This window comes from Mesorhizobium sp. M0217 (assembly GCF_040321955.1).
Taxonomy (GTDB): Bacteria; Pseudomonadota; Alphaproteobacteria; order Rhizobiales; family Rhizobiaceae; genus Mesorhizobium.
The window spans coordinates 205854-221253 of the sequence record NZ_JAMYSN010000006.1 but is presented as its reverse complement, the minus strand read 5'-3'; the positions used below and the strand labels follow the sequence as shown (position 1 = coordinate 221253).

Below are 15400 nucleotides of genomic sequence, written 5' to 3'. Positions count from 1 at the left end.
AGCTGGCAGATGAATATCAAGGCCGACTTCCCGACACTCATCGAAGAACTCGATTACGGAACCCCGGAATCGAAGGCGCAAAAGCAGGTTACGCTGATCGTCGACGGCCGCAGCATCAGCGTGCCGGAGGGTACGTCGATCATGCGCGCGGCGATGGAAGGCGGGGTCGAGATCCCAAAACTCTGCGCTACCGACATGCTGGACTCGTTCGGCTCCTGCCGCGTCTGCCTGGTCGAGATCGACGGGCGCGGCGGCACGCCGGCATCCTGCACGACGCCCGTCGGCGAAGGCATGGTGGTGCGCACGCAATCCGAGCGGCTCGACGCCATCCGCCGCGGTGTCATGGAGCTTTACGTCTCCGACCACCCGACCGGCTGGGACGAGAAGGCCGGCACCGGCGCCAGCGAGTTCGACGTTGTGGCGAAATCGGTCGGCCTGACCGAGAACCGCTTCGGCATCGAGGGCCGCAACCACGTCAAGCAGGAAAACGGCGTCGCGCCCGGCCATGGCTCGCTGGCGGTCGACTACATCGCCCGCGACGAGTCCAACCCATATTTCACCTATGATCCGGCGCAATGTATCGTCTGCTCGCGCTGCGTGCGGGCCTGCGAGGAGGTGCAGGGCACCTTCGCGCTGACGATCGAGGGCCGCGGTTTCGAATCGCGCATGGTCGCCGGCATGCACGAGGATTTCATCGCCTCCGAATGCGTATCCTGCGGCGCCTGCGTGCAGGCCTGTCCGACCGATGCGCTGCGTGAAAAGACCGTGCTTGAGAAAGGCATGCCCGAGCGCTCCGCCGTCACCACCTGCGCCTATTGCGGCGTCGGCTGCTCGTTCAAGGCAGAAGTGAAGGACGACGAAGTCATTCGCATGATGCCCTACAAGGACGGCAAGGCCAACCACGGCCACTCCTGCGTGAAGGGCCGTTTCGCCTATGGCTATGCCACCCACAAGGACCGCATCCTGTCGCCTATGATCCGGGAAAAGGTCAGCGATCCCTGGCGCGAAGTGAGTTGGGAAGAGGCCATCGCCCATACGGCCAAGGAATTCCGCCGTATCCAGTATCAATACGGCCGCACCTCGATCGGCGGCATCACGTCCTCGCGATGCACAAATGAAGAGACCTATCTGGTGCAGAAGCTTGTGCGCCAAGGCTTCCGCAACAACAATGTCGACACCTGCGCCCGCGTCTGCCACTCGCCGACCGGCTACGGCCTCGGCCAGACCTATGGCACCTCGGCCGGCACGCAGGATTTCGATTCCGTCGACTTCACCGATGTCGCCGTCATCATCGGCGCCAATCCGGCTTCCGCGCACCCGGTGTTCGCCTCGCGGCTGAAAAAGCGGCTGCGCCAGGGCGCCAAGCTGATCGTGCTCGATCCGCGCCGCACCGAAATGGTCAAGTCAGCGCATATCGAGGCCGACTATCACCTGCCGCTGAAGCCCGGCACCAACGTGGCGGTGCTGACGGCGCTGGCGCATGTCATCGTTACCGAAGGGCTTTTCGAGGAAGCCTTCATCCGCGATCGCTGCGACTGGGCGGAGTTCCAGGATTGGGCTTCTTTCGTCGCCTTGCCGGAAAACAGCCCCGAAATCGTCGGCAAGCTGTCCGGCGTCGACCCCGAACTGATCCGGGGTGCTGCGCGCCTCTATGCCAAGGGCGGCAATGGCGCGATTTATTATGGCCTTGGCGTCACCGAACACAGCCAGGGTTCGACCACGGTTATGGCTATCGCCAACCTTGCCATGGCGACCGGCAATATCGGCCGTCCCGGCGTCGGCGTGAACCCGCTGCGCGGCCAGAACAACGTGCAGGGTTCCTGCGACATGGGCTCATTCCCGCACGAACTGCCAGGCTACCGCCACATCTCGGGCGAGGCGGTGCGTGACATCTATGAGAGCCTTTGGGGGGTGAAGCTCGACGACGAACCCGGCCTGCGCATCCCCAACATGCTGGATGCCGCCGTCGACGGCTCGTTCAAGGGCATCTACATCCAGGGCGAGGACATTCTGCAGTCGGACCCTGATACCAAGCATGTCGCGGCCGGCCTGGCGGCGATGGAATGCGTGGTCGTGCACGACCTGTTCCTCAACGAGACCGCCAACTACGCGCATGTCTTCCTGCCGGGCTCGACCTTCCTGGAGAAGGACGGCACTTTCACCAATGCCGAGCGCCGCATCAACATGGTGCGCAAGGTTCTGGAGCCGAAGGCGCGCTACGCCGACTGGGAAGCGACACAGGAGCTTGCCCGTGCGATCGGGCTGGACTGGAACTATCAGCATCCCTCCGAGATCATGGACGAGGTTGCAAAAACGACGCCGAGCTTCGCCGGCGTGTCCTTCGAGCTGCTCGACCGTGTCGGATCCGTGCAATGGCCCTGCAACGAGAAGGCGCCGCTCGGCACACCGATCATGCATATGGATGGCTTCGTGCGTGGCAAGGGCAAGTTCATCCGCACTGAATATGTCGCGACCGACGAGCGGACCGGGCCGCGTTTCCCGTTGCTGCTGACCACCGGCCGCATTCTCAGCCAGTACAATGTCGGTGCACAGACAAGGCGCACCGAAAACGTCATGTGGCACTCGGAAGATCGGTTGGAGATCCATCCGCACGACGCCGAGAACCGCGGCCTGCGCGATGGCGACTGGGTGCGGCTGACCAGCCGTTCGGGCGAGACGACGCTGCGTGCGCTGATCACCGACCGGGTGTCGCCGGGCGTGGTCTACACCACCTTCCACCATCCGGACACGCAGGCCAACGTCATCACCACCGACTTCTCCGACTGGGCGACCAATTGTCCAGAGTACAAGGTGACCGCAGTGCAGGTCGGCGCGTCGAACGGACCTTCGGACTGGCAGCGCGACTATAACGAGCAGGCCGAGCAGAGCCGCCGCATCGCTCCGCTACAGGCGGCGGAGTAGTCTTGCCACGGCGTTCGACAATAAGAGCTTCAATCTTGACGGTTGGTCGACCCCCACTCCGTCAGGAAGGAGAGCTTAAGCCGCCTGGCGCCTTTCTTCTCCCTCCGGAGGGGGGAGAGGTGGCGCCGCGAAGCGGCGACGGAGTGGGGGAAGCCGGCCCCGCAACACGCAGCCGTCGAAAGTCGCGCACAACCCAAAGAGCAGGCAAACCGGCCTATCTGGCGAGCAGTCGACCCCCACTCCGTCAAGCTTCGCTTGACACCTCTCCCCCGGTCGACGGGGGAGAGGAAAGGCGCGAGCCTCCACAGCTACTGCTAAGGACGAACAGGGCAGAGGGGCGCGCCTCGTGACCCGAAAACGCCAAGCCACCACCCAAATCTCTCGCCTTGCCCACCGCGCCAGCGGCACGACATCGGCCAACCGCATGGTGCCGGAGGAGACGCCGGTGGCGTTCTCGTTTGCCGGCACCACACATGCGGTGATGATGGCGAGCCCCGCCGATTTCGAGGATTTTGCGCTCGGCTTCTCGCTGACCGAAGGCATCATCGCGTTGCCTGACGAGATAGAGGCGATCGAGGTCGAGGACCATGGCGCCGGGATCGATATCCAGATCCGGTTGAAGGACCAGGCCAATACGCGCTTCGAGGCGCGACGCAGGCGATTGGCCGGTCCGGTCGGCTGTGGGCTATGCGGCATCGAATCGATCGAGGAAGCGATGCGCTCGGTCGACAAGGTTGGTGCGTCCAAGCTTACGCTTGAAGCTGACGACATCGTTCGCTCGGTCAAGCTTTTGTCGAAGGTGCAGCCGCTGCATTCGGAAACCGGTGCAGTTCATGCAGCGGGCTTCTACATCCCCGGCAAAGGCATCGTCATGGCGCGCGAGGATGTCGGCCGGCACAATGCGCTGGACAAACTGGCCGGCGCGCTGGCCAAGGCCGGCATTGACAGTGCATCGGGCGCGGTGGTGGTGACATCACGCGTCTCGGTGGAGATGGTGCAGAAAACGGCGGCGATCGGCTCCGCCTTCATCATCGCCGTGTCGGCGCCGACAGCCCTTGCCATCCGCACCGCCGAAGAGGCCGGCATGACGCTGGTGGCGCTGGTGCGCGGCGACGATTTCGATGTTTTCACCCACCCGGAACGGGTGGTCTTGGGAGTTGCCCAGCATGTCGCATGACGAAGAACACATCACGAGCACCGGGGAAAAGCTGGTGCGCATGGCCAACCAGATCGCCGCCTTCTTCCATTCAAGGCCCCGCGAGGAAGGTGTGGCGGGCGTGGCCGAGCACATCAACAAGTTCTGGGAGCCCAGGATGCGCCGGCAGTTCTTCGAGATGCTGGACAGTGGCGGCGAAGGTTTTGACGAACTCGTCGTCGTGGCCTCGGCCAGGATCAAGCGGCCGAAGACCGAGGAGCAGGCCGATGTGAGCATCGGCTACGTCCAACCCACGGGTGCAGAGAGCGCCGCTCCCCAGAAATAGCCTCCCCCAGAAATGGCGGGCGAACACGGTTCGCCGCGGGCTATATTCCTGTCTTCTAAAGTTTGGCTGCCGCATCCGCCGGGCGTCTGCTATGGTCGGCGATCAGAAATCGTCTGGCCGGGCGGGATAGCAACGTGAGGCCGATCGAGACGCGATATGCCCTCAGCGGCGACGTGCGGATCGCCTATCAGGTGGTCGGCCAGGGATCGTTCGACCTGGTTTTCGTGCCCGGCTTCATCTCCAATCTCGACCTGCATTGGGAAGACGAGGGCTACGCCAGGCTCTTGAAACGGCTCTCGGCGTTCTCGCGGCTGATCCTGTTCGACAAGCGCGGCACCGGCCTGTCCGACCGCGTCGACCCACGCCACCTGCCGAGCCTCGAAACCCGCATGGACGATGTGCGCGCGGTGATGGATGCCACCGGCAGCGGCCGCGCGGCCTTGCTCGGCGCTTCGGAAGGCGCGCCGATGGCAATGTTGTTTGCCGCCACCTATCCGGAACGGACACGAGCGCTGGCGCTCTATGGCGGTTATGCGCATTTCCACAAATGGGTGATGTCGCCGGAGCGCCTCGAGGCCTTCATCGCGACGGCCGGCACGGAATGGGGCACGGGCGCCACACTGCCCAACTTCGCTCCCGGCCGGGTAGATGATGCGCATTTCACCCAGTGGTGGGCCCGCTTCGAGCGGCTGTCGGCCAGTCCGACGGCAGCGGCCGCTCTTGCCCGAATGAATGCCGGGATCGACGTGCGCGGCGTGCTTTCGGCGATCGGCGCACCGACCCTGCTCATCCATCGCCGCAACGACGCGCGGGTCGACCCCGGAGCCAGCCGCTTTCTGGCGAAAAACATCTCGAATGCGCGACTGGTCGAGGTCCCCGGGCGCGACCACCCGATCTGGACCGGCGATGTCGACCGGGTGGCCGACCTGATCGAGGAATTCCTGACCGGCGAGCGTGCCGTGGCCGAAGCGGAGCGCGTGCTTGCCGCTCTTCTGGCGACACGCATCTACGACACGGCGCGGGTTGGCGACCGCATGTGGAGCGAACGTAGCGAGCGCTTCCAGGAGAGCTGGCAGCAGCTGGTCGGCCGTCATGGCGGACGCGTCGCCGGCATCCATGGCGAATTGATGATCTCGCGCTTCGACGGGCCGGCGCGGGCCATACGCTGCGCGGCGGCACTGCGCGATGCGGCGCAACATGTGGGCATTGCAAGCGCCCAGGGCGCCCATGTCGGTGAGGTCGAAATGCGCGGGCCGCCGGTGGGGCTGATGGCACGGGTGACGATGCAGATCGCCGCCCATGCCGGGCGCGGCGATATTCTGGCGTCGCGGCTGGCCGCCGATCTGGCGGCGGGGTCCGGCCTGCATTTCATCGATGCCGGGCGTGTCACGGTGGATGAGCTGGACGAGCCGCTGGCGCTGGTTCAGGCAACGTCGGAACAGCACCTGGAGCCGGCCTGCCGCCCCAAGGCGAAACCCGCCGAGCCGGCTCAACTGACGGCGCGCGAAAGCGAGGTGGTGATCCTGATCGCCGACGGCAAGAGCAATGCCGCGATCGCCGCCGAGCTGAGGCTCAGCGAGCATACGGTCAAGCGTCATGTCGCCAACATATTGCTGAAGCTCGATTTGCCGTCACGGGCGGCGGCAGCGGCATTTTCCGCCAGGCAGGTTGGCCCGGACGGGCCATAGGGACCATGGCGCTTTCGGGCGAAGCGGCCAGGTGGGGTCGAGGCGTACCAATTCTCTCCATGCAGGCCAGGCGGATGTCGCCGGGAAAGGCACTGCGGATGGAGGATGCAATGCTGAAGTCAAACAGGTCGATCAAATCGCTGGTGATAGCGGCAGGCGTTGGCGCGTTGTTCACGATCGCTCCCGCCAGAGCCGAGGATGCCTCGGCGGCCGCCGCCTACAAGGACATCGAGGCGACGCTCGGCTCAGTGCCGGACATGTTCAAGACGCTGCCCGATGTCGCGGTTGCCGGCGCCTGGGCCGAGATCAAGGGTGTGCAGCTCAACCCCAAGACCGCGCTCGACGGCAAGACCAAGGAACTGCTGGGGCTGGCCGTCGCCTCGCAGATCCCCTGCCAGTACTGCATCTATTTCCACACCGAGGCCGCCAAGCTCAATGGCGCGACCGATGAGGAGATCAAGGAGGCGATCGCGATGGCGGCGATCGTGCGCCACTGGTCGACGATGCTCAACGGCAGCCAGGTCGATTTCGCGACCTTCAAACAACAGACCGACGGCGTGTTCGCAGCCGTCAAAGCCAAGTCGCAGTGAAAGAAAATGCCGGGCGGTGCGCCGGGCATTGCTTGTGATCATTCAACCGCCCGATCAACGGGCCATGGAGGAGAAGATGCTGACCAAGACGCAAAGCGTGGACGGCGCGGCGATCAAGAAAGCGATCGAAGGACGGGACGGCAGGATGCTCGCTAGCTTCTATGCCGACGACGCACTGGTGCGGGTGATCGACCGCAACAATCCGCCGAGCAAGCCGCGCGAGATCCGCGGCCGGGCGGCGATCAGCACCTTCTGGGACGACATCTGCAGCCGGGCGATGACCCACAAGGTCGACACCACCATCGCCGATGGCGACAATCTCGCCTTCACCCAGGCCTGCGCCTATCCGGACGGAACGAAAGTGTTCTGCGCGGCGATGCTGGAGCTGAAGAATGGGCGGATTGCACGACAGACCGTCGTGCAGGCCTGGGACGAGTAGTTCCACCGCGGAAAGATCAACCGCGGTTTGGGCCGCAAAACTGGAGGAGACAAAAATGTTCAGCGCCAGATGGCAGATCGACGCCAAGTTCGGGCACAAGCAGACCGTGCTCGACCTGTTGAAGAAATGGGAACGCGAGATCGGCTCTCAGGTCGGCATTGCCGATCTCGAGTTCCAGATCATGACCGGTTCGGTCGGAGCTCGGGAAGCGACGGTCGAATCGCATCATCAGGTCGAAAGCCTTGCCCAGCTGGAGGGATTCTTCGCCAGGATCGGCAAGATCGACGCGCACGCCAAATGGGGCAAGGAGATGGAGCCCTACGTCGTTTCAGGCACCAGCCTTTGGAACATCTACCGCATCGTGGAGTAGCCGTGGCAGGTGCAGCAGTTTTCGGCCATCAGTTGCGGCGGCCGAAACTCGTCCGCTGCCCGGAAAACCGCCCTTCCCTGGCCGATCCGGCAGCCGCGACACGTGCCGGCTGATTGGGCAATGTGGCCTGCTTGGCCAGGGCCGCCGCTATCAAGGCGTCGGCCTGGCGCGCGCGCTGGTCCGCGCCGGCATCTCCGGCAGGGTTGCCCGCCACGGCGGAGGTCGACATCCGCCGGCGGGGTTTGAAAGCAAGATAGAGAAGCAACGCGCCGAGCAGTCCAGCCCCAATGACGATCGTCAAACGCGTGCCGGTCATGCCGGTGCGTTCGATCTGGGTGGGGTTGACGGGGTTCTGGACGACGGTGAGCTTGTCGCCGACCTGCGGTTCGCGGGCACCGTTCTTGTTCAGCTCCATCGTGGCCTCGACGGCGTCGGCGCCGGTGCCGACGCGCAAGGTGCCGGTGAATTTCTGGGTCACCTTCCACTCTTTGTCAGCATGAACCGTCTTGAACGCATCCACCAGTTCGCACGGGATCGTGGCGGTGCTGACGGTCTTGTAGACAATCTTGTGGGCGGTCGATTCCATGTCGCATTCGACATTGACCGCGAGGATTTCAGCAGGCGCCTCGGGCCAGCCGCTCTTCTTGATCATGTCCTTGCCGCCGAACACAGCGATCAGCAGACAGAAGCCGCCAATGAGTACCAGCTTGATCTTGGTCGTGTTCATGCGCAAACCCCTCGCCGCGCGGTTTCCCGGCAAGAGGCTGCTCGTTCAGGTTGAATATTCAGTAAATCGTGAACTCCCGCCGTACCGCAAAAGTAACTCTCGCTTGATGTACAGAAAACGGGTTGGCGAACATTTTAGAGATATTGGCAGCCTCTACCCATGCGCGACCATCACATGACGAACGGCGGTATAATCCTCCAGCGCATAGAGAGACATGTCCTTGCCGTAGCCAGACTGCTTCAGCCCGCCATGCGGCATCTCGTTGGTCAGCATGAAATGGGTGTTGATCCAGGTGCAGCCATATTGCAGACGGGCGGCCGTCGCCATGGCGCGCGAGACGTTCTTGGTCCACACCGAGGATGCCAGGCCGTAGTCGCTGTCATTGGCCCAGTTCACGGCTTCATCGACTTCGGAGAAGCGGGTGATGGAGACGACCGGACCGAACACTTCGCGGCGCACGATCTCGTCTTCCTGCAGCGCGCCGGCAACCACCGTCGGCTGGTAATAGAAGCCGGAGCCTTCGCCCGGCTTGCCGCCGGTGGTGATCTCGATGTGCTTCAGTTCCGAAGCGCGCTCGACGAAGCTCGAGACTCGATCGCGCTGGCGGCGCGAGATCAGCGGCCCGATCTCGTTTTCGGTGTCGTCGGGCTGGTTGTATTTGATGGTCGAGACGGCAGATGAGAGATCGGCGACGAGCTTGTCGTAGATCTTCTTGCCGGCATAGATGCGGCAGGCGGCTGTACAATCCTGCCCGGCATTGTAGTAGCCGAAAGCGCGCAGGCCGTTGACCACGGCGCCGAGGTCGGCATCGTCGAAAACGATGACCGGCGCCTTGCCGCCGAGTTCCAGATGCGTGCGCTTGACCGACTTGGCGGCGGCCTGCAGCACCTTCTTGCCCGTGGCGACGTCGCCGGTGATCGAAATCATGTTGACCTTGGCGTGATTGATCAGCGTGTTGCCGACGCTGTCGCCGCGGCCGAGCACGACATTGACGACGCCCTCGGGCAGCACCTCGGCCAGGATCCTGGCCAGCTTCAGCGCCGTCAGCGGCGTCTGCTCCGACGGCTTGAAGACGACGGTGTTGCCGCCGGCAATGGCCGGCGCCAGCTTCCAGGCCATCATCATCAGTGGATAGTTCCACGGCGCGATGGAAGCGACGATGCCGATCGGGTCGCGCCGCACCATCGAGGTGTGGCCGGGAATGTATTCGCCGGCGACCACGCCCGGCATCGAACGCACAGCGCCGGCAAAGAAGCGATAGCAGTCGACGATCGCCGGGATCTCGTCATTGAGCACGGCGTTGATCGGCTTGCCGCAATTCAGCGCCTCGAGCGCCGCGAACTCCCGCGCGTTGGCCTCGATGCGGTCGGCGATCTTGAGGAGATAGCCGGAGCGCTGCGCCGGCGTTGTGCGTGACCACAAGACGAACGCTCGCTCGGCGGCAGTAACAGCCGCCTCGATCTGCGCCTGGCTGGCTTCAGGCAAATTGAGAATGGTCGCCCCGGTCTTTGGATTCAGAATCGGCTCCTCGGTCTCGGTGCCGTTCTCGAAGCTCGAGCCGATCAGCATCTGGGTGTCCATGCAGGTTCTCCTCGGTCAGGAGCGAGTAGCGAATAGCGAGTAGCGAATAGGGCTGGTCGTGCAATCTCCCCTATTCGCTGTTCGCTACTCCCTATTCGCTGTTCTTCATTTGCCCGAACCGGCGATCTGGTCGCCGTCGCGGGTCAGGTAATAGGCGGCAAGGATGGGCAGCAGCGTCACCAGCACCACGACCATGGCGACGACATTGGTGACCGGACGCTGGCGTGGGCGGATCAGCTCTTCCAGCATCCAGATCGGCACGGTCTGCTGCTGGCCGGCGGTGAAGGTGGTGACGATGACCTCGTCGAAGGAGAGCGCGAAGGCGAGCATCCCCCCGGCAAGCAGAGCGGTGGCGATGTTGGGCAGCACGACGTGCCGGAAGGTCTGGAAGCCGTCGGCGCCGAGATCCATCGAGGCCTCGATCATTGAGCCGGAAGTGCGGCGGAAACGGGCGACCGCATTGTTGTAGACGACGACAACGCAGAAGGTGGCGTGGCCGAGCACGATCGTCCAGAACGAGAACGGGATGTCGGCTAGCGAGAAGGCCGAGCGCAACGCGATGCCGGTGATGATGCCGGGCAGTGCGATCGGCAGGATGACGAGCAGCGAGATCGTCTCGCGGCCGAAGAATTTCGTCCGTGACACGGCGGCGGCGCACAGCGTGCCCAGTATCAAGGCAATCGCGGTCGAGATGGCGGCGACACGGACCGAAAGCGACAGCGCCTGCCAGACATCCGGCCGGTTCCAGGTGGCGGCGAACCATTGTGTGGTCAGCCCCGGCGGCGGCCAGACGAAGCTCTTCTCTTCCGTGGTGAAGGCATAGACGAAGATCAGCAGGATCGGCAGGTGCAGGAAGAGCAGGCCGCAAGCGGCTGCGATCTTGAGGCCGAGCGGGGCGGATTGCGAACCGTCAGAGCGCATCGAAGGCCCCCATGCGCTTGGCGCCCCAGAGATAGAAACCCATGATGACGATGGGCACGACGGTGAAGGCGGCGGCGAGCGGGATGTTGCCGGCTGTGCCCTGCTGCGAATAGACGGCCTGGCCGATAAACAGCCGCGACGTGCCGATGATCTGCGGGATGATGTAGTCGCCCAGCGTCAGCGAGAAGGTGAAGATCGAGCCGGCGACGATGCCGGGCAGCGCCAGCGGGAACAGCACGTTGCGGAAGGTCTGGCCCGGCGACGCCCCGAGATCGGAGGACGCCTCGACCAGATTGCCGGGCACGCGCTCCAACGCCGCCTGCACCGGCAGGATCATGAACGGCAGCCAGACATAGACGAAGGCGATGAAGGTTCCGGTGGCGGAGACCGACAGGGAATTGCCGCCGACGACCGGCAGCGACAGCCAGCCATCGAGCATCCAAAGCAGATGCAATTTGGCCAGCAGCCAGGTCAGAATGCCTTCCTTGGCGAGGATCAACTTCCAAGCGTAGATCTTGACGAGGTAGCTCGACCACAGCGGCAGCATGATTCCGAGATAAAAAAGCGCCTTCCACCGGCCCCGGGCATAGCGCGCCGCATAATAGGCGATCGGGAAGGCGATGGCGGCGGAGGCCAGCGTGACCAGCACCGCCATCGTCACCGTGCGCAGGATGATGTCGAGATTGGCGGGCTGGAACAGGTCGCCATAGGTCTTCAGCGTGAACTCATGGTTGATGAGGCCGGAAAATTCGTCGATCGAGAAGAAACTCTGTGCCAAGAGCGCGAACAGCGAACCGATATAGACGACGCCGAGCCACAGCACCGGCGGCGCCAACATGAGGAACAGCAGCAGTTGCGGCTTGCGCCAGAACAGGTCGGACAGCGCACCGCGCACGCCGCCGCTGCCGGGCAGGATGGCGGGGGCGGAGGTTGAGTTGAGCGCGGCGATGGTCATGGGGAGACCGCGTGCTGAAGGAACCCTGAGAAGCCGGGTTCCTTCACACCCCCCTCTGTCCTGCCGGACATCTCCCCCTCAAGGGGGGAGATCAGCAGTTTCGCTGCCTCGCCAAATCCCCAACGTTGAAGATTGGCGAAACCGGGAGGAACAGCCAATCTCCCCGCTTGAGGGGGAGATGTCCGGCAGGACAGAGGGGGGTGCTTGGCGCAAACCTCAATCATGCCGGCTCGTCCATCAAATGCAAATGCTCGCGGTTGAACGTCAGCACCACCGCTTCGCCTTCCGCCGGCAGCTTTGTCCCGACCGGCACGATGGCGTGCAGCCTCAAGCCGTCGGCGTCGAGCGCCAGCCTGGTCGTGGCGCCGAGATAGTTGGTTCCGACCAGGCGCGCGGCAACCCCTTCGCCTTTCGCAATGCTGCCGATGCGGATCGATTCGGGGCGCAAGCTGCCCCAGCGGTCCTGGCCGGAATAACGCTGGACGAAATCCGGCGGCAACACATTGGAGGAGCCGACGAAATCGGCGACGAAGCGGGTCTTCGGCCGCTGGTAGATGTCTTCCGGCGTGCCGATCTGCATGATCTTGCCGTCATTGAAGACGGCGACGCGGTCGGCCATCGACAGCGCTTCGCCCTGGTCGTGGGTGACGAAGACGAAGGTGATGCCGAGCGCCTTCTGCAGCGACTTCAGCTCTTCCTGCATGTTCTCGCGCAGCTTGAGGTCGAGCGCGCCGAGCGGCTCGTCGAGCAAAAGCACCTTGGGCTGGTTGACCAGCGCACGGGCCAGCGCGACGCGCTGGCGTTGGCCGCCGGAGAGCTGGCCGGGACGGCGGGCGCCATAGCCGGGAAGCCGCACCAGTGACAATGCCTCTTCCGCCGCCTTCTGCCGCTGCGGCTTGGCGATGCCCTTGACCATCAGCCCGTAGGCGACATTGTCCAGCACGTTCAAATGCGGGAACAGCGCGTAGTCCTGGAACACCGTGTTGACGTTGCGGCGATAGGGCGGCACGCCCTCGGCGCGGTCGCCGAAGATCGAGATCGAGCCCGATGTCGGCTGCTCGAAGCCGGCGATGAGGCGCAGGCAGGTAGTCTTGCCGGACCCCGACGGACCAAGCATGGCGAAGAACTCGCCCGGCACGATGTCGAGATCGACCGCATCGACGGCGCGCACGCTGCCGAAATGGCGAGAGACTTTCTGGAAGGAAACGGCCGAGGTCATGGGCTGTCCTGATCTGTTGCCGGTTTGTGGTTCGTCGAAATAGCTCTTGCCGCCACCAATCAGGCCAGCGGGCACGGCACTTCACCTCCCCCTCGATGGGGAGGTCGCGGCGAAGCCGCGGGTGGGGGTGACTAGCACCGGACGTCAGCGCTGCCCCCACCCCGACGCTGCGCGTCGACCCTCCCCACAAGGGGGTGGGTTAAAGGGAGCTCAACGCCCGCCGATGACGCCGATATAGTCGGACACCCAGCGGTAGTAAGGCACGCACTGGTCGTTCTGGGTTGCGCACTTGGAGACCGGGGTCTTCCAGAACTTGATCTTGTCGAAGTTCTCGTAGCCGTTGGTCTTGCAGCCTTCCTCGCCGAGCAGCTCGTTGCCCTTGCAGGCAGCGGGCACCACGGGGAGCGAGCCGAACCAGGCCGAGACATCGCCCTGGACCTTGGGCGACAGCGAATGCTCAAGCCACATATAGGCGCAGTTGGGATGCGCGGCGTCGGCCTCCATCATGGTGGTGTCGGCCCAGCCGGTGACGCCTTCTTCCGGCACGGTCGAGGCGACCGGCTTCTTGGCGGCAACCAGCGTGTTGACCTGGTAAGGCCACGAACCGGAAGCGACGACGCCTTCGTTCTGGAAATCGTCGACCTGGATGGCGGCGTCATGCCAGTAGCGGCCGACCAGCGTCCGCTGAACACGCAGCAGCTCGAGCGCTGCCTTGTACTGGTCTTCGTTCAATTCGTACGGGTCCTTAATGCCGAGTTCCGGCTTGTGGAACATCAAATAGTTGGCGGCGTCGGCGATGTGGATCGGGCCGTCATAGGCCTGGACGCGGCCCTTGTTGGACTTGCCGTCCGGCAGGTTCATTTCCTCGAAGACGACGTTCCAGCTCTTGGGCGCTTCCTTGAAGACATCGGTGTTGTACATCAGGATGTTCGGGCCCCACTGATAGGGAACGCCGTAATGCACCTTGTCGACGGTGAACCAGGGCGCATCCTTCAGACGGTCGTCTACCGCCTTCCAGCTCGGGATGAGATCGGTGTTGATCGGCTGCACGCGCTTGCCGGCAACGAGGCGCAGCGATGCGTCACCCGAAGCGGTGACTAGATCGAACCCACCCTCATTCATCAGCGAGACCATCTCGTCGGAGGTGTTGGCGGTCTTGACGTTGACCTTGCAGCCGCTCTCCTTCTCGAAGGAGGTCACCCAGTCATAGCCCTTGTCGGTTTCGCCGCGCTCGATGTACCCCGGCCAGGCAACGATGCTGACCTCCCCTTCGCCCTTGCCAAGTTCCTTGACCTGGGCGACGGCCTGACCGGAAAAGGTCAGCGCGACCGTCAAGGCGGTGCACGTCTTCAGGAATGAATTCATCGTCAATCTCCCATTTTGGCGCCTGACTGCGAAGCGAGTCGCCGCCGCGGTCAGCCGCAGGCTGAAAAGCGTCAGTTCATCCGATGGCACGTTGCCGCTCTGATGGCGGCTTTCGTCCCTGACATCAAAAGTGCTCGGAAAATTCCGGTTTCGCAAATTCATTTATCAGAAACGCGATATCGGTTTTTCCGATAGATAACCACGCACCCTATCAACGCTGCTGGCGTACCATACGCTGCGACTGGGCAAGGCCGATGAAGTCGCGCGACGCCTGCGGCAGACCGGAGCCGCGGCGCCAGACCATGCCGACCTGGACGACCGGCAGGGAACCCGAAATGTCGCGCGATTCGATGCGGTCGCCTTCCAGCGACCACGGCCGGTAGACTAGGTCGGGCAGCAACGCCACGCCCGCACCTGTGGCGACGAGGCTGCGAACGGCTTCGACCGAGCGGGTGCGAAAGGCGACATGCGGCCTGGCGCCGATCGCCGCCAGAAGCTTGCCGGTGTTCTCCTCGATCTCGTCGACGGTCAGCATGATCAGCGGCTCGCCGGCAATGTCGCCTATGCCGATAATGTCGGCGCTGGCCAGCTTGTGGCCGAGCGGGACCCACAGCCGGTAGGCCGAGACCTCGAGGATTTCCGACTGCAGCGCGGTGCGGTCGCGCAAATTGGAGGTGACCATGACGGCAATGTCGAGCTTGCCGCCGATCAGCAGATGTTCGAGATAGTCGCCATTGTCCTCGATGGCCGAGACATCGACGCCGGGATAGGCGCGGCGGTAGCGCGCCAGCAGATCGGACAGCACATAGCCCGCGACCAGCGAGGTGACGCCGAGCTGCAGCCGCCCGCCGGCCACCACCTGGTCGTCGGAAAAAGCGCGGCGCGCGTCGGAGACGTCGGCCAGGATCTTGGTCGCATGGCGCAGGAACTGGTGGCCTTTGTGGGTAATGTTGAGGCCACGCGGATGGCGCTCGAACAATTCGACGCCGAGATCGCTCTCCAGCTCCTTGATCGCCTCGGTGACCGAGGATTGCGAGATGGAGAGGTTTTGTGCGGCGCCCGACACCGTGCCTTGCTCGGCGACGGCAATGAAGAACTGCAGCTGACGGATGGTGAAAGCCATGGCCGGACTAAACACCGGC

The 15400-nt window shown here is 63.8% G+C and carries 14 protein-coding genes; 7 read left to right on the top strand and 7 right to left on the bottom strand.

Features of this window, described 5'->3' with window-relative positions; all coding sequences use genetic code 11:
- The first annotated feature begins 9 nt into the window (after positions 1–9).
- The 7 genes from fdhF to NKJ18_RS13325 all read left to right on the top strand — a co-directional run bounded on the left by fdhF (position 10) and on the right by NKJ18_RS13325 (position 7490).
- Positions 10–2922 (top strand): formate dehydrogenase subunit alpha, encoded by a 2913-nt coding sequence (fdhF, locus tag NKJ18_RS13355; RefSeq protein ID WP_023688793.1) that lies wholly within the window; start codon positions 10–12, stop codon positions 2920–2922.
- A 346-nt stretch (positions 2923–3268) separates the two neighbouring features.
- A complete protein-coding gene (gene fdhD, locus NKJ18_RS13350) occupies positions 3269–4099 on the top strand; it encodes a formate dehydrogenase accessory sulfurtransferase FdhD (RefSeq protein WP_031244879.1) in 831 nt (276 codons plus the stop codon).
- Entirely contained in the window at positions 4089–4403 is a 315-nt protein-coding gene (locus NKJ18_RS13345; protein WP_023688796.1) for a formate dehydrogenase subunit delta, read from the top strand. Before fdhD ends, NKJ18_RS13345 begins: the two co-directional genes overlap by 11 nt.
- 134 nt (positions 4404–4537) lie before the next feature.
- Complete coding sequence (locus tag NKJ18_RS13340) at positions 4538–6091, top strand: alpha/beta fold hydrolase (protein WP_352758392.1); 1554 nt, start codon at positions 4538–4540, stop codon at positions 6089–6091.
- Between the two features lie 110 nt (positions 6092–6201).
- Positions 6202–6681: a carboxymuconolactone decarboxylase family protein gene (locus tag NKJ18_RS13335; protein ID WP_023688798.1), complete on the top strand. Its 480-nt coding sequence runs from the start codon at positions 6202–6204 to the stop codon at positions 6679–6681.
- Positions 6682–6757: 76 nt separating this feature from the next.
- A complete protein-coding gene (locus tag NKJ18_RS13330) occupies positions 6758–7120 on the top strand; it encodes a nuclear transport factor 2 family protein (protein ID WP_023688799.1) in 363 nt (120 codons plus the stop codon).
- A 55-nt stretch (positions 7121–7175) separates the two neighbouring features.
- Positions 7176–7490: a hypothetical protein gene (locus NKJ18_RS13325; RefSeq protein WP_023738143.1), complete on the top strand. Its 315-nt coding sequence runs from the start codon at positions 7176–7178 to the stop codon at positions 7488–7490.
- A gap of 28 nt (positions 7491–7518) precedes the next feature.
- Here NKJ18_RS13325 and NKJ18_RS13320 read toward each other — a convergent pair whose 3' ends face one another.
- From NKJ18_RS13320 to NKJ18_RS13290, 7 genes are all read right to left on the bottom strand, one after another.
- The gene (locus tag NKJ18_RS13320; protein WP_023738142.1) at positions 7519–8217 is read right to left on the bottom strand and encodes a hypothetical protein; all 699 of its coding nucleotides are present in this window, start codon (positions 8215–8217) and stop codon (positions 7519–7521) included.
- Between the two features lie 153 nt (positions 8218–8370).
- Positions 8371–9798 carry a gamma-aminobutyraldehyde dehydrogenase gene (locus tag NKJ18_RS13315; protein WP_023702661.1) on the bottom strand — a complete coding sequence of 476 codons (1428 nt, stop codon included), beginning with the start codon at positions 9796–9798 and terminating at the stop codon, positions 8371–8373.
- 105 nt (positions 9799–9903) lie between these two features.
- Positions 9904–10719, bottom strand: a complete 816-nt coding sequence (locus NKJ18_RS13310) for an ABC transporter permease (protein WP_023703527.1) — start codon at positions 10717–10719, stop codon at positions 9904–9906.
- Positions 10709–11674, bottom strand: a complete 966-nt coding sequence (locus NKJ18_RS13305; RefSeq protein ID WP_023749986.1) for an ABC transporter permease — start codon at positions 11672–11674, stop codon at positions 10709–10711. Before NKJ18_RS13305 ends, NKJ18_RS13310 begins: the two co-directional genes overlap by 11 nt.
- Before the next feature lie 220 nt (positions 11675–11894).
- Entirely contained in the window at positions 11895–12893 is a 999-nt protein-coding gene (locus NKJ18_RS13300; protein WP_352543461.1) for an ABC transporter ATP-binding protein, read from the bottom strand.
- A 210-nt stretch (positions 12894–13103) separates the two neighbouring features.
- Positions 13104–14258 carry an ABC transporter substrate-binding protein gene (locus NKJ18_RS13295; RefSeq protein ID WP_023692632.1) on the bottom strand — a complete coding sequence of 385 codons (1155 nt, stop codon included), beginning with the start codon at positions 14256–14258 and terminating at the stop codon, positions 13104–13106.
- A 211-nt stretch (positions 14259–14469) separates the two neighbouring features.
- Positions 14470–15381, bottom strand: coding sequence for a LysR family transcriptional regulator (locus NKJ18_RS13290; protein WP_023673412.1), 912 nt, complete (start codon positions 15379–15381; stop codon positions 14470–14472).
- Between the last annotated feature and the right edge of the window lie 19 nt (positions 15382–15400).